The following is a 13,745-nucleotide window of genomic DNA, read 5'->3' on the forward strand; positions in this document are numbered from 1 at the left end:
TGAAGCCCTGGCCTGGACGCCATCGCCGGACTGGTGCGCGGTCTGGCAAGGGACCTGGGCCCGCGAGGCATCAACGTGAACAACATCCAACCCGGCCCCGCCGCCAACGACCGTATGTCGGCCGACAGCCCGGCCGCGGACGCCATGCTCCAGTGGCTCGCACTGTCCCGCATCACGGGGGCCTGCCTTTCCACCGACGGCGGTTTCACCGCCTGACCCGGGGCGGGGCCACCGCGGGTTACTTGGTCCCTCGTGTCCGGGCCAGGACTTCGGGGCCAAGACCCCCGTGGGTTCAAGGAAACCGAAGGCCCTTCAGCCTGAACCCACGGGTCCACCGGTGTACTTCAGGTCGGTGCATCCATGTGCAGTCGCGACGCCTCCCCTCGGCCGGCCTCCGCGTCGACCAGCCCCGAGTGCCGAGAAGGCGACACGGATACCGCACTTGTTCACGTCACGGCGTCGTGCCCAAAGCGTGCCCATAAGACCGGTGAACCACGGTCAGCAGCGGTGCGATTCTGCGCTTCCGGCCGCCGCACGAGGGCGCATACGCCCAGGTCGGAAGCCATCCGGCTCCCCAAGCGCCGTCGCTTCCCAAGCTGAGAGCGCGAGTTCGATTCTCGTCACCCGCTCCAGAGAGAAACCCCAGGTCAGTGGCCTGGGGTTTGTTTGTTGTCTAGTCCAATCCAGGGTAGGCATGCCTCTGTGTGTCCTAAGTTCAGGCATGTGGGCCGCCCGAGGGGTGCTCAGGTGTCACTCCAAGCCGCTCAAGGGCGACCGCCAGGCGCAAGGGCCCACCCCCTGCTGAGCAGGGAAAGCGCGGGTCACCAAGATCCCCGACAAGACCCGGGACAAGAAGAAGCAACCTCTAATGATCAAGCCCCCTACCAGCGAAGACCCGCGGGTAGGGGGCTTGTCGACGATCAGAAGGAGACGGTGACGCCGACCTGGTGGTACTGGCCGACGGTGTCCAGGACCTCGTCCTTGACCGCGCCGAGCTGAGCCACGAGGTCCGAGCTGCTGATCGCCGTGGGGCCGGCGGCGATGCCGACCTGCGGGCTCAGGCCGCCGGAAACGGTGTCGAGTTCGGCGTCAGAGATTTCAAGGGTCTGAACCTGGGGAGCGGAGTTCATGATGAAACTGCCCTTCGTATGGATGTTCCACAAGGGGGAGCGGCCAAGCTGGGGATAGCCGATGGGCCGCGACCGCAGGTCCGCGCCATCCGTTTCCGAACACCTTGGCGCGATCCCGGCGGCGCGAAGGATCAAATCACGGAGCGTGCCCGGCATCCAGTCGGTGACCGCACCCAGCAGGGCAGTTGAAACAGTCGACTACTCATCCATGCACGCATGCACACGAATTGAGGGCAGCTTCTCTACATGCAGCCCCGCATAGGAAACCGACAGCTATTGCCACGGCAGTTCCGACCAGGACAACTCCGCACCAACCGAATGCACCCGTGCCGCAGTTGCGCATTCGCTGTGGAGATTCAGTCGCGTATGCATCCGTGCGCCCTTCAGCACCTTGTCCACCGCGCTCCGCGGCCCGTACGCCGCCAGCCCCATCAGGTCCAGCTTCTCCGTCGGCACGGCCCGGACGGCGGCACGGTTGCCGAGCGTGGTGTGCGTGCATGATCCCCGGTACAGCCATGGGCAACCGTATGATCGCCGCGCGGATCGACGCCATCCAGCGACTGCTGCCCGGACCCGCGAGCCGCGGTCGGCTCCAGATGTGGATCCTCATGTCGATCATCAGGCAGTTCGTGCGGCCGGAGCACTCAGCCCACCGTTCCGGAAAGACGCCGGGCACTCAGCCGCCACCACATCTCGGAAGGAGAAGGCCAAACCGCGTGCGGGAGTGGATGCTTGGCAGCGGGACCTCGTGTCAAAGCGGGTCGCCGCGACAGCCCTCGTCCCGGCCGACGTCGCCAGGGCGCTCGACCGCTTCCTGGAGATCGTGTACCCGTGACAGAACCCAGCAGCGCCCCGCGGCCGACCGGACGCCGCCCCGCCTGGCTGACCCGCAACGTGCGGGTGCTGTGCGGCGTGTCCTTTCTCCAGGACGCGGCCAGCGAGCTCCTCTATCCGATCCTGCCGATCTTCCTGACCGTGGTGCTCGGCGCCCCGCCCGTCGCGGTCGGCGCCATCGAGGGAGCGGCCGAGGGGGCCGCCTCGATCACCAAGGTGGCCGCCGGTCTCCTGGCCGACCGGTTCGCCCGTCGTCCGCTGATCGGTGCGGGATACGGGTTGGCCGCGGTGGGCAAGCTGCTCATCGCGCTCGCGACCGCCTGGCCGCTGGTCCTCGTCGCCAGGGTCACCGACCGGCTCGGCAAGGGCATGCGCGGGGCGCCTCGCGACGCCCTGCTCGTCGAGGGCGTTCCGAACGGACAGCGCGGCAAGGTGTTCGGCCTGCACCGGGCCGCCGACACCGCCGGCGCGGTGGTCGGTCCGCTCGTCGGGCTGGTCCTGTACGAGGCGCTCGACCACCGGCTGCGACCGCTGTTCTGGATCGCCGTGATCCCCGCCGTCGCGTCGGTCGCGCTGGTCGCCGCCGTCCGCGACCCCCGACCCGACGGGGCGGGCGACTCCTCGACGCGGGCCGCCCGCACACCCTGGCGGTCCCTGCCCCGCCCCTACTGGCGGGTTCTCGGGGTGCTGCTCGCCTTCAACCTCGTCAACTTCCCTGACGCGCTGCTGCTGTTGCGTGCGCACGACCTGGGCCTCTCGACGGCCGGGGTGGTGGGCGCGTACGCGGTCTACAACCTCGTCTACGCCGCCCTGTCCTATCCCGCGGGGGCGCTGTCCGACCGACTGCCGCGCCCGCTGGTCTTCGCCGCAGGTCTGGCCTTCTTCGCGATCGGCTACCTGGGCCTCGGGCTGATCCACAGCCCCTGGTCGGTGTTCGTGGTGCTGCCGCTCTACGGCGGTTTCGCGGCCTGCACCGACGGCGTCGGCAAAGCCTGGATCTCCACGCTTGTCCCCGACCACCAGCAGGGCACCGCGCAGGGCCTCTACCAGGGCGCCACCGGCGCCGCCGTCCTGCTCGCGGGCGTGTGGGCCGGCCTCGCCTGGGGCGCCGACGGCCATCTTCCGCTGCTGATCTCCGGCGGTATCGCGCTGGCCCTCGCCGGTGTGCTGCCGGTCATTGCCCGCGGGCGGACCGTGGCTCTGTGACCCGGAGTCCCCGATGAAGGCGCGATGAGCCGGTCGACTTCCGGCCATGCGTAGTGACAGGTTCTGGTCAAAGGCTGTCCAAGTGCCGGACGTCTCCCGCCGCCGGTGGTCGGGTCGTCCCCGACGGCTGTATCCGTGCCTGTTCGGGAGGACCTGGTGTCAGCACCAAGCCGCAAGAGACGTTGGTTCACGATCTGCGCCATCACCGCATCCGCCGCGCTCGTGGCGATACCCGCCGGCGCCGCGCCCGGCGGAGCCGGCAGCCCCTTCGGGGCCCGCGCACTGGCTCAACTGGCCGCCGAACGAGGGCAGTCGGTGGATGCCGTCAGCCCGAAAGCCAAGGCCAAGGCCGAGGACGACGGCGGCGGTGACGACGGCAACGAGGCCGACGAGATAGCCGAGGGTGCGGACCAGTACGCCGAGGCCCGCACCTCACCCGGCGTCGTCGCACCGGGCGCGTACGGCGCCGCCTGGACGAGTCTGACCAACCTGCCCAGCACTGGCGGCAGTTGGCGCAACATCACCGACCTGCCGTACAACTCCGACGATCCGCGCTACCGCGACTACGACTCCAACTCCAGTGGCGGGTCGGGCAACGTGACCGGCCGGATGGCCGCGATGGCCGCCGACGACGGCGGGTACGTGTACGCGGGCAGCGCGGGCGGCGGAGTGTGGCGCTCGCGCAGCGGAGGCGGCCGCTGGCAGCCCATCAGTGACAAGCTGCCCTCGCAGTCCACCGGCGCGCTCGCGCTGGACGGCGCCGGGCGGCTGTGGCTGGGCACCGGCGAGGCGACGACCAACGCGGACGCCTACCTCGGCAGCGGTGTCTACGTCCTGTCCGATCCGCACCGCGGCACGTTCTCCGCCCGCAGCCGGGTCGGCGGCGACGAGCTGGAGTCCACCACCATCCACGAGCTGCGCTTCGGCGGCGGCAAGGTGTGGGCGGCGACCAGCGAGGGCGTGTGGAGCCACTCCACGAAGAAGCTCAGCGGCGCCTGGAAGCTGGAGTTCGCACCCAACCCCGACTACCTGCCGGGTGGTTCCCTCGCGAACGACGACTCGGCCGCGTACAAGAACATCGCCAACGACATCGCGATCGACCCGAAGGACCCCTCCAAGGTGGTCCTCGCCGTCGGCTGGCGCAGCGGTGACGACTACAACGGCTTCTACACCAAGGGCTCCGACGGCACCTGGACGCGGATCACCAGCGGCCTGGGCGACCTGCCCGCCGACGCGGACAACGTCGGCAACGTCACCTTCGCCCGCTCCGCCGACGGCTCCCGCTACTACGCCATCGACCAGTCCCCGGAGCAGCTGAACACCAATCCGGACAGCGGTCTGGAGGGCATCTACGTCTCCAAGTCCGGCTCGCCCACCGGCCCCTGGACGAAGATCGCCGACTACCAGGGCCTGGCCGCCGACGGCTCGGCGCTCACCTCCAGCGGCTACATGCCGGGCGTGCAGGCCTGGTACAACCAGTTCCTGACCGTCGACCCGGCGAACGCGGAGCACGTGTACGCGGGCCTCGAAGAGGTCTACGAGACCAAGGACGGCGGCACCAGCTGGTCGACCGTCGGCCCGTACTGGAACTTCGGCTTCCCCTGCTGGAGCATCGACCCGGCCAAGCAGACGGGCGACTGCAGTCAGACCACCCACTCCGACCAGCACGGCGTCGCGATCGGCAGCTACCACGGCAAGAGCTTCGTCTACGTCGGCAACGACGGCGGCGTCTACAAGCGCCCGCTCAACGGCTCACAGGACGCCTCCGGGCACGCCACCGACTGGACCTCGCTCAACGACGGCACCATCGACACCCTCCAGTACTACTCGGTGGGCGTCGGCAAGGACCTGACCTACGGCGGCGTCTCCGTCACCGGTGGCCTGCAGGACAACGGCCAGTCCATCCTGCGCAGCAACGACAAGGTCATGGGCTCCGACTTCGGCGGCGACGGCGGCGACACCCTCACCGACCCGGCCAACGGCTGCAACATCGCAGAGGAGTACGTCTACCTCGCCATCCAGGTGACCCAGAACTGCGCCGTGAACGACGGCAGCTGGGTCACCGACCCCAGCAAGGTCACGTCGTACAACGTCGCCCCGGCCGACAACGCCACCGGCGAGGCCCGCTTCATCGCCCCGATCACGGCCGACGCGAAGAACAGCTCGACCTGGATCGCCGGCGGCCGCCACATCTGGGTCCAGACCCGCGGCTACGCCATCCGCAGCGGCGACGAGTGGACCAGCGTGTACGACCTCGGCGCCGGCCGCACCGCGACCGCCGTCGCGGCCTCGGGCGGCAAGGTGTACGCGGCCTGGTGCGGCCCCTGCAACAACCAGGGCTTCGCCCGCGGTATCTCCGTCGGCAACGCGGACGGCACCGGCTGGCACGACGTGACCCTGCCGGTGGACGCGACCGTACCCAACCGCTACCTCGCCGGCTTCGCCGTCGACCCGAAGAACGCCGACCACGTCTACCTCGCGGTCAACGGCTTCTCCCGGCACTGGACCGAAGGCCCCGGCGCCGGCGTCGGCCATGTCTTCGAGTCCACCGACGGCGGCACCACCTGGAAGGACATCTCGAAGAACCTCCCCGACGTGCCGACCAACTCCGCGGTCGTCACACCGAACGGCGGCCTCGCCGTCGCCACCGACCTCGGCGTCGTCTACCGCGCGCCGGGCCGCACGACCTGGCAGCGCATCGGGAACCTCCCGGCCGTCGCCGTGCTCCAGCTCAAGCTGGGCCCGGACGGCAGGACGCTGTACGCGGCCACCCACGGCCGCGGCATCTACACGATCGACGTGCGCGACTGCCGCTGACGCGGCGGGTGTCGCAGGGGTGATCCCGGGTTGCCGGGGTCACCCCTGCGTCGTGTACGGCACCACACTCACGTGCAGAGTGAAGGCGACCCTTGCCGCACCCGCCACATCCGGCGCCTTCGCCGACGCGGTGACCTCGGCCGCACCGGCCCGGGTCCCCGCACACCGCAGCGAGGCGTGGGACGTACCGTCCGCGTCCACCCGCCATCCGGACGCCAGGACGAGAACCGGCGCGGAACTCCGCACGGCCGTCCACCGCCTGTCATCCGTGCGAGGCCGCAGGACGAGCGACACCACAGTCCCGGGCCGTACACAGAGCCGCTGTTCGACCGCGTCACCAGGACTGACGGTGACCTCGGTATGCCCAGCGGCACAGCTCCCCGGCGCAGGGGAGGGACTGGTGGCCGACACCGACGGGCTTCCCCCGGTCCGGCTCGCAGACGGCGCTGCCGGCGTGTGCGTCGACGCACTGGCCGACGGCCCCGCCGAGTTGTTGTTCTCCGACGGTCCTCCCACCGATCCGCCACCTTCCGACGCGTGGCACCCCGCCAGGACAACCACCACGGCGACCATCCATCCCCCGGCCCACCACCGCATCCCAGCACCTCCCGGCCCGCGCGTACGCCCGAGATGTTCCGTCACTGCCGAGCCGCCCTCCGAGTCGACGACGTGCTCATAGCATGCCCTTATGGTCGGCAAACCACGGTCAACAGTGGTGCGATCCCACACCCCCGGGCGCCATACCGGAGCGCATATGCCCAGGTCAGAAGCTATCCAGCTCGGCGAGCGCCGTCGCTTCCCAAGCTGAGAGCGCGAGTTCGATTCTCGTCACCCACTCCAGCAGAAACCCGGCTCCTGCGTGTGGTGCGAACGGCCGTCCTTCGCGCAGGGCATCGAGGACATGCGCTTGCCTTCTGCCGGGTGCCGGTCCACGACCGCACCTAGGACCGGTCCTGGCAGGTTCAGGAGATCCTTACCCAGCGCGGACAACGCAGTACCGACCGGGACTTCGAGTGCTGCCGCCGTCACCGGCCGGACACTTCAGAGGTACGGCCCAGAAGCCGGCAAGTGGGCCAGGTGCCGGAGAGGGCTTCACCGGAGGGCTGTGCGCCGGCGAAGCGCTCGCCGAGTTCGACAGGTGAGTCAGCCGAACCAAGCACAGGGCCTTTTTGCTCAGGCGCTCCGTTCGCTGCGCTGCGAAGCTCGGCGGCGCCCAGCGGTTGAGGTGTGCCGCGGTCCTCTGACGCCTCACGCTCTGCGGTATCGGCACGGCATCGGCGGCCTTCTCGACGGCGTCGGCCTTCACGATCACCACGGGTCGTGAAGGCCGACGTCCTGCTTCGTCCGTCGCGGGGCTACTTGATGTAGACGAGGCCGTCCGTGGTGATCGTCGGGCGGCCGCTGGTGCCGGCCACGACGATCTTCACGGTGTGCTTGGCACTGCTCGGCCACGTCTTCGTCCAGATCGCCTGCCGGTACAGAGTGGTGGCGGACTTCAGGTCGACAGTCGTGACCTTCACCCCGCCGGTGGAGTACGACTTGCCGCCGAGACAGCCGGTGGAGAAGCGCGTCGTCCAGCTGCCGTACCTGGTCGCGGCGGACTCCTGCAGGATCACCGGGGTGTAGGACGGGGAGGACGTGCGGTAGTTGCCGGCGTAGTCATAGGCCCGCATCGACCAGGTGGTCGCCGTGCCGGATGTCGCGGTCCGGTTGGAGCTGGTGGTGGTCGGGCCGAAGGTCGCGGTCGACGGGGACAGCGGGTTGACGGACCGCAGGGCCGTGTTGTCGGTCGCCTTCCAGCGAAGGGCTACCGGTATGGCGGTGGTGCTGACCGTGCCGGTGCGCAGGGACAGCGCCGGGCTGGTGGCGAACGTCGGCGACGCCGTCTCCGCCACGGCGGTCAGCGAAGAGGTCGTCACCGTCCTGCCGGACTGGTGCACGGCCCGTGCAGTGGGGTTGGTGAACGTCACAGGAATCAGGCCGTGGTGATGTGGATCACTGCGCTGCGGACCGGTGTCGTCGTCCAGGGGCCCGGGGCGCACCCCGGTTCAGGCGGGAATGCGCGGAGGGCGGCCCTCGTCGGATGTCTCCGCACCTGCCGGTGCCCGCAGGGTGCCGTAACGCTCCATGCGCTGCCATCGCAGCCGTGAGCCCGACACGGCGGTGAAGACGGACTGGATGACCACCAGGTACATCAACTGGCGGTAGACGAACTGCTGCAGCGGCAGGCTCCACAGCGGCCCGGGGCGTTCTCCGTCCAGGCGGAACGCGTACAGGCCCATCAGCAGTTGCAGGAGCAGGAAGGCGAGCCAGAGGGCGGTGATCCGCAGCGGGTCGAGGAAGACCAGGCCGTAGAGGGCGAAGACGTCGACCACGGGGGCGAGCAGGGGCAGCAGGACCTGGAAGAGGAGGAGGTAGACCAGGCCCCGGCGGCCGAGCCGGCCGGCGGCGCCGCCCTGCACCAGCGCGCCGCGGTGCTTCCACATCGCCTGCAGGGTGCCGTAGCACCAGCGGTACCGCTGCCGCCACAGGGCGCCCAGGGACGCGGGCGCCTCGGTCCAGGCCACCGCCCCCTCCTCGTACACCACACGCCAGCCGGCGCGGCACAGTGCCATGGTGAGGTCGGTGTCCTCGGCGAGGGTGACGTCGCTGACCCCGCCGAGGGCGAGCAGGGCGCGGCGGCGGAACGCCCCGACCGCTCCGGGCACGGTCGGCATGCACTCGGCGAGGTCGAAGAGGCGACGGTCGAGATTGAAGCCCACCACGTACTCGATGTGCTGCCAACGGCCCAGCAGGCCGCCGCGATTGACGACCTTCGCGTTGCCGGAGACGGCGCCCACCCGGGGGTCGGCGAAGGGCTGCACGATCGTGCGGACGGCGTCGGGTTCGAAGACGGTGTCGCCGTCGACCATGACCACCAGGTCGCAAGTGGCGGCAGCCAAGCCGGTGTTGAGCGCGGCGGGCTTGCCCGCGTTCCGCTGCCGGATCACTCGCACTCCCGGCAGACCGAGGGAGTCCACCAGGTCGGCGGTCCCGTCGGTGGAGCCGTCGTCGACCACGATGATCTCCACCGGATGGTCCGAGGCGAGCAGGGAGCGTACGGCCGCCTCGATTCCGGCGCTCTCGTTGTACGCCGGGACGATGACGCTCACCGGTTCGGTCACCGGCGGTCCCCAGGGCCTGGCCCGGCGCCCGGTGCGCAGCCGGCGGTGCCGGCGGGCCGCGACCAGTACGACCGCCGCGCGCAGCACGCTGATCGCTCCGGCCGTGTACATCAGCACGCCGAGCAGCCGGATGGTCCCGTCGCCGAGCTGCAGCATCTTGATGAGGGCGATGCCCTGGAGGCGGTTGCCCAGCCCGGCGGGCTGGACGGGGCCGGCCATGCCGACGGCGGCGCCGACCGTCGTGAACCGGAAGCCCTGTGCCTTGAGCCGGGGGATCAGGGTGTTCAGGGCGGCGACGGTCTGGGAGCGGTCGCCGCCGGCGTCGTGCATCAGCACGATCTGCCCGGCCTTGCCGTGCGGTGTCGCGTTCGCGAGGACGCGGGCGGTGCCGGGGCGCTGCCAGTCCTCGGCGTCCAGGGTGGAGAGCACCGTGACGTACCCGGCCGAGTCGGCCTGCTTGAGGACGGACCAGTCGGCGTCGTCCAGGGCGTCGTTCTCCGAGGAGTACGGCGGCCTGAGCAGCGCGCTGGTGACGCCGGCCGCGCCGGCCACCGCCAGCTGGGTCTCGCGCAGTTCCAGGGAGCGCTGCCACGGGGCGAGGCGGGAGAGGTCGGGGTGGGTGAAGGTGTGGATGCCGATCTGGTGGCCCTCGGCGACGATCCTGCGGACCATCTCCGGGTGGGCCACGACTTGGGTGCCGACGACGAAGAAGGTCGCGTGCACATGGTTGCGACGCAGTACGTCGAGGATGCGCGGGGTCCAGACCGGGTCGGGGCCGTCGTCGAAGGTGAGGGCGATGGTCCGGGCCTTCGGCCGGGCGGTGTGCGGGGAACCGGCGGCGTCCGCGATCACGGGGCCGCCGTGGGCCACCTGGCCGGGCACCGTGTCGGCCCGGCCGCGGGGGCCGGTCACGTCGTCCGAGGTGATCCCGAACATGTGGTGGGTGTAGCCCTGCAACAGGAGGGCTGCCGACAGGGTCACCACGAGCACGCAGAGCAGCAGCCAGTGGGTACGGGGGACGACCCGGCGGGTACGGCCGCGGAGGCGGGGCACGGGATTGCGTCGGGGCACGGCGGTGCGGTGCCGGCGATCGGTCGGATCGGTCACGTCGGGGCCTTGGGTCACTTCACGGGCCTGTGGGACGCGGCCTTGCCGTGCCCCTTCGCGGAGGGAGCGTCGGTGCTGGTGGCGCTGGTGGTGGCGCTGGTGGCGGGACTTGCGGTCGTGGTCGGGGAGGTGGTTCCGGTGGGCGTCGCGGTGGTGGCGGACGTGGCGACGGGGGTGGTCGCGGCCGTCTGCCCGCCGGTCTGGCCGGAGGCCGTCCGCGGCGTCGTGGGACGGGCGTTCTCGTCCCCTGCGCCGGAGACCGTGCTCCGCGCCGTGCGCCCTGTGCCGACGGGAGAGCCGGGGGTGGTCGCGCGGGGTGCGGCCGGGTGCGTGGTGTCAGGAAGCGGGACGAACGGAGCGCTGAGGGTGGGGCCACCCAGCAACGTGCTGACCAGCAGGGCGACATAGACGCCCGCGGGGATCACCAGCAGCCGTGCGGCGCGCCGCACGCGGCGCTGGCGGCGCCCCGAGGCGTCCACGAAGACGGGCCGCGCCGGATCGCTCTCCGGCGTGTCCTGCTGGGATGCGGGACGGTCGGAGTCGTCGAGGCCCGTCGGCAGCACGGTGATGACGGCACCGTGCGGAGAGTCCCACTCCGCCCTGGCGAGGTGGTCCGGCCCGGCAACGAGCAGTGGTGCACCGGCGGTCCGGGTCTCCGGCTCCGCCGTGGCCGTGTCGGCGGTGGTGCCGCCGGTGCCCTCGCGACCGTGGGCGTACCCGTACCCGTACCCGACGTCGGCATACGGCTCCCCGCCGTACCCTGCGCCGCTGTCGTCCGTCCACCGCACGAGTCCCGCCTCCTCCCCTGGCCGACCGACGTGGTCGTCCGCATGGAAAGAGCGCAGCGGGCCGAAACTGTTACACCTCCCGCCTCGGACCGTCACATGTCCCACTCCGGACACTCACATGTCCCGCCTCGCAGCGGCACCTCTCCCGTCTCGGATCGCCACTCCTCACGCCTTGGAACGGCACTTCACCACCGCGTTCCCGCACGCGGCCGTGTGCGCGTAGAACTCCCGCAGCTCCCGGTGCGTGGTGGCGAACGCACGCGACGTCTCGGGCTCCGCGGTCGCTCCGCCGTAGCGGGGCAGCAGTCCGTCCCGGGCCGAGTCCCACAGCGCGTCGAAGTCGGTCTGCTCCAGGAATTCGGCCACCCGGCGGGCTTGGGCGGCCGTGAGGACCAGCAACGGCGGCTTCTGCCGGTCGGTGCGGAACACGGGGCGGCCGCCGAGCACCACCTGGGCCTGGGGCCGTTCCGGGGGACCGGCCGGTGGAGCGCCGGTGTAGATGCGCTCCTGGTCCAGGCAGCACTCGTCCAGCACCTCTTCGGGGCACTGGCCGGGCTGGTGCCGGACGGTCGCCGCATCGCTCGCGAAAAGCCGTTCCAGCCAAGCCGGACTGTTGCGCAGTGCCGGGGCCGGTACCGCTCGCAGACGGAGGTAGGTACTCATGACAGTGGGAGCGCACGAGGCCGCCGAAGCATCACGCGGCCTGGCGGCCCCGGGCTCGGGGCGGCGGCCGTGGCGGGCTTCGGCGCGTTGCCGATCGCCCGCTGCCGGTCGGTCGGCCGTCCCTCGGTGAGGGGCTCGGGGTCGCGGCGCCGTCATCGGCGGGGATCGCCGCGGCCCGTGCGGTCGGTGCAGAGCCCGTCCTGCTCCCCGGCGCAGGGCCTACGGGAAGCGCCACCCGACCCGGACGGCGCCGGTCCTGCTCCGTTGCGGTCGCGCCTGCCGAATCCAGCGGCCGAGCGCTGGGAGACGGTTGATACCGGACAGGGCTCCTGGGGCGTTGTGACGTTTCTGTGAGAGTGCGCGCTGGTCATCGTGGGGCCGTCGTTGCGACCGGAGCACGACGGACGGTGTGAAATCGGTTGTGATCGGTGCGAACGAGGGCAATCTTGGGCCAGGGGCGGCAACCTCGGCGCGTACAGGAGTACGACGGGGAACTGGGCGCGGCGGTCGCGCGCGCCCAGGACGGCGACGAGGCCGCCTTCGAGGTCGCCTACCGGATCGTGCAGCCGGGCCTGCTCGGCTACCTTCGCGGCGTCGTCGGCGAGGAGGCGGAGGACGTGGCGTCCGACGCCTGGCTGGAGATAGCCCGCGACCTCGGGCGTTTCAAGGGCGACGGCGCGGGCTTCCGCGGCTGGACCGCGACCATCGCCCGGCACCGGGCGCTGGACCACCTGCGTCGTCGGCGGGTGCGGCCCCAGGCAGGCGGTACCGACCAGGACGTACTGGGACTGGCGGGCCCGCACAACACTCATGAGCAGGCTCTGGAGTCCCTCTCCACCGAATGGGCTCTGGAGTTGCTCCGCGGACTGCCGCGGGACCAGGCCGAGGCCGTGCTCCTGCGGGTCGTGGTCGGTCTGGACGGTCCCGCCGCGGCACGGGTCCTGGGCAAGCGGCCGGGCGCGGTGCGCACGGCCGCCCACCGGGGCCTGAAACGCCTCGGCCGTCAGCTGGGCATCGGTGGCGAAGCCGAGGAGGGTGTGACGGATGTGGCTTCCCGTGCGCTGGGGGAGTCGACATGAACGACAACCGCGGCAGGACCGACCGGCAGGCGCCGGATCCGGAGCAGCGGACGAATCGAAGCGGTCGGACGGGAACGGAAGCGGACATGGGTGAACGGCTGGGCGGCGACGGGGTATGGGGCCGTCGACGTGTGCAGCCCGGCGGCGCCCCGTCCGACCCCCGGGACACGGGTGACGACGCCGCGCTGGAGACGGCACTGGCCGCCGCAGTTCGGGCAGGCGATCTCGCGTCCCAGGGCGAGCGGCAGGCCGTGGCCGCATTCCGGGCCGCCCGCGCCTCGGGTGCGCATCGCGCACGTACCCGGCGCCGGGACGACTGGCGGCCGACGGCCGTGCGGCAGGCCCGGCGCCCGGCGAAACTGACGTTCGGCGTGGTCTTCGCCAGCCTCGCGCTGGGGGGTGTGGCGGTCGCGGCCATCGGTTCCGCCGGTTCCGCCGACGAGGGCGCGGGCGACGGCCGGGGAACGACGCCCCCGTCGGCGACCGCCTCGCACCGGGCGGTCGGCGGGGCCGCGTCCCACCCGTCCGGTAGTGCACGGCCGCCGGACCGGCCCGCCACCGCCCTGGACACCGAAGCCCACTGCCGTGCCTACGCGCACGTCCAGGGCCATGGCAAGGCGCTGGCTGCGACGGCCTGGCAGCGACTGGTCGCGGCGGCCGGCGGTGCGGACAAGGTTGCCGCCTACTGCTCCGAGCAGCTGGCAGGGGCGACGGCCAAGCCGACCCACTCGGCCGGTGCGGGCAAGTCCGGCAAGGGTGCCGCGAGCTCCGCCAACGGCACGGCGGGCGGCACCGGCGCTTCCGGCAACGCGTCCGCCAACAGCGAGGCGAACGGCGGGCAGGGCAACGGCAAGAACAAGTAGCCCTCGCCTCCCCGCATGGTCGGGCCGTTGTGGTCGACAGCGGGCCGAGGACGGCGGTGCTGGCCGACACGGTCGAGAAACGGGTTCGTCCCGG

10 protein-coding genes and 2 pseudogenes are annotated in these 13,745 nt (G+C 71.3%); 5 read left to right on the forward strand and 7 right to left on the reverse strand.

The features are described from left to right. Positions 1 to 30 precede the first annotated feature (30 nt). Positions 31 to 216, forward strand: a complete 186-nt coding sequence (locus ACGFZQ_RS39540; RefSeq protein WP_393844603.1) for a hypothetical protein — start codon at positions 31 to 33, stop codon at positions 214 to 216. A gap of 704 nt (positions 217 to 920) precedes the next feature. On the opposite strand, the gene ACGFZQ_RS39545 is transcribed toward ACGFZQ_RS39540, so the two are convergent. Together ACGFZQ_RS39545 and ACGFZQ_RS39550 are read right to left on the reverse strand one after the other, a co-directional pair. Then, on the reverse strand, positions 921 to 1,130 hold the full coding sequence (locus ACGFZQ_RS39545; RefSeq protein WP_351748430.1) for a hypothetical protein: 210 nt from the start codon (positions 1,128 to 1,130) through the stop codon (positions 921 to 923). A gap of 366 nt (positions 1,131 to 1,496) precedes the next feature. Beyond that, positions 1,497 to 1,607, reverse strand: a pseudogene (locus tag ACGFZQ_RS39550) (DUF2000 family protein); the annotation flags it as partial. A gap of 354 nt (positions 1,608 to 1,961) precedes the next feature. Between ACGFZQ_RS39550 and ACGFZQ_RS39555 the strand changes: the two are divergent. Both ACGFZQ_RS39555 and ACGFZQ_RS39560 read left to right on the forward strand, forming a co-directional pair. Continuing rightward, complete coding sequence (locus ACGFZQ_RS39555; protein ID WP_393844468.1) at positions 1,962 to 3,170, forward strand: MFS transporter; 1,209 nt, start codon at positions 1,962 to 1,964, stop codon at positions 3,168 to 3,170. 156 nt (positions 3,171 to 3,326) lie between these two features. Further along, entirely contained in the window at positions 3,327 to 5,987 is a 2,661-nt protein-coding gene (locus tag ACGFZQ_RS39560; RefSeq protein WP_393844469.1) for a glycosyl hydrolase, read from the forward strand. Positions 5,988 to 6,026: 39 nt separating this feature from the next. Here the strand turns inward: ACGFZQ_RS39560 and ACGFZQ_RS39565 are convergent, their stop codons facing one another. From ACGFZQ_RS39565 to ACGFZQ_RS39585, 5 genes and pseudogenes are all read right to left on the reverse strand, one after another. Beyond that, positions 6,027 to 6,233, reverse strand: coding sequence for an acetyl-CoA synthetase (locus tag ACGFZQ_RS39565; RefSeq protein ID WP_351709297.1), 207 nt, complete (start codon positions 6,231 to 6,233; stop codon positions 6,027 to 6,029). 1,109 nt (positions 6,234 to 7,342) lie between these two features. Then, positions 7,343 to 7,933 (reverse strand): annotated as a pseudogene (locus ACGFZQ_RS39570) (N-acetylmuramoyl-L-alanine amidase); the annotation flags it as partial. Between the two features lie 102 nt (positions 7,934 to 8,035). Then, on the reverse strand, positions 8,036 to 10,258 hold the full coding sequence (locus ACGFZQ_RS39575; RefSeq protein WP_393844470.1) for a bifunctional polysaccharide deacetylase/glycosyltransferase family 2 protein: 2,223 nt from the start codon (positions 10,256 to 10,258) through the stop codon (positions 8,036 to 8,038). A 14-nt stretch (positions 10,259 to 10,272) separates the two neighbouring features. Beyond that, positions 10,273 to 11,046 carry a hypothetical protein gene (locus tag ACGFZQ_RS39580; protein WP_393844471.1) on the reverse strand — a complete coding sequence of 258 codons (774 nt, stop codon included), beginning with the start codon at positions 11,044 to 11,046 and terminating at the stop codon, positions 10,273 to 10,275. A 165-nt stretch (positions 11,047 to 11,211) separates the two neighbouring features. Next, entirely contained in the window at positions 11,212 to 11,709 is a 498-nt protein-coding gene (locus ACGFZQ_RS39585) for a DUF1877 family protein (RefSeq protein ID WP_393844472.1), read from the reverse strand. A 446-nt stretch (positions 11,710 to 12,155) separates the two neighbouring features. Here ACGFZQ_RS39585 and ACGFZQ_RS39590 point away from each other — a divergent pair, with 446 nt between their 5' ends. Both ACGFZQ_RS39590 and ACGFZQ_RS39595 read left to right on the forward strand, forming a co-directional pair. Beyond that, positions 12,156 to 12,788 carry an RNA polymerase sigma factor gene (locus ACGFZQ_RS39590; protein ID WP_393844473.1) on the forward strand — a complete coding sequence of 211 codons (633 nt, stop codon included), beginning with the start codon at positions 12,156 to 12,158 and terminating at the stop codon, positions 12,786 to 12,788. A gap of 86 nt (positions 12,789 to 12,874) precedes the next feature. Then, on the forward strand, positions 12,875 to 13,651 hold the full coding sequence (locus tag ACGFZQ_RS39595) for a hypothetical protein (protein ID WP_393844474.1): 777 nt from the start codon (positions 12,875 to 12,877) through the stop codon (positions 13,649 to 13,651). Positions 13,652 to 13,745 lie beyond the last annotated feature (94 nt).

It is taken from the genome of Streptomyces sp. NPDC048254, from assembly GCF_043201895.1.
Taxonomy (GTDB): domain Bacteria; phylum Actinomycetota; class Actinomycetes; order Streptomycetales; family Streptomycetaceae; genus Streptomyces.

What these genes read in the sequence shown, in the direction of transcription:
- ACGFZQ_RS39545 (WP_351748430.1), bottom strand. Translation starts at nt 1,130, where the DNA reads ATGAACTCCGCTCCCCAGGTTCAGACCCTTGAAATCTCTGACGCCGAA.
- ACGFZQ_RS39595 (WP_393844474.1), top strand. Translation starts at nt 12,875, where the DNA reads ATGGGTGAACGGCTGGGCGGCGACGGGGTATGGGGCCGTCGACGTGTG.
- ACGFZQ_RS39585 (WP_393844472.1), bottom strand. Translation starts at nt 11,709, where the DNA reads ATGAGTACCTACCTCCGTCTGCGAGCGGTACCGGCCCCGGCACTGCGC.